The organism is Paraburkholderia sp. SIMBA_053 (assembly GCF_046534895.1).
GTDB classification, from domain to species: domain Bacteria; phylum Pseudomonadota; class Gammaproteobacteria; order Burkholderiales; family Burkholderiaceae; genus Paraburkholderia; species Paraburkholderia caledonica.
Genome location: NZ_JAWRXU010001759.1, coordinates 1 through 234, shown reverse-complemented (window position 1 = coordinate 234; position 234 = coordinate 1). Strand labels below are relative to the sequence as shown.

The following is a 234-nucleotide window of genomic DNA, read 5'->3' as shown; positions in this document are numbered from 1 at the left end:
CCTATTTTTTTTATCATCTTAATAAGTAAGTGATGACTTAAACCGGAGACTAACATGGCATTTAAAACGAAAGACACTAGCGGTAAGAAGAGCTACACGAACATTGGCGAGATGCGAAACGCCATCGAAGTGGTGGTGAAAATGCTCGCAAACAAGGGCATTAAAGTCACCCAGTCGGGCATTCAAGCGTATGTCGAATACGATGAAAAAACGCTTGAGGCAACTCGCGTCAAC

At 43.2% G+C, this 234-nt stretch carries 1 protein-coding gene; it reads left to right on the top strand.

Annotated features, from left to right (window positions below; all coding sequences use genetic code 11):
- Positions 1-54: 54 nt before the first annotated feature.
- Positions 55-234: hypothetical protein (locus SB753_RS41555; RefSeq protein ID WP_410805755.1), on the top strand; the 180-nt coding region annotated here is incomplete at its 3' end.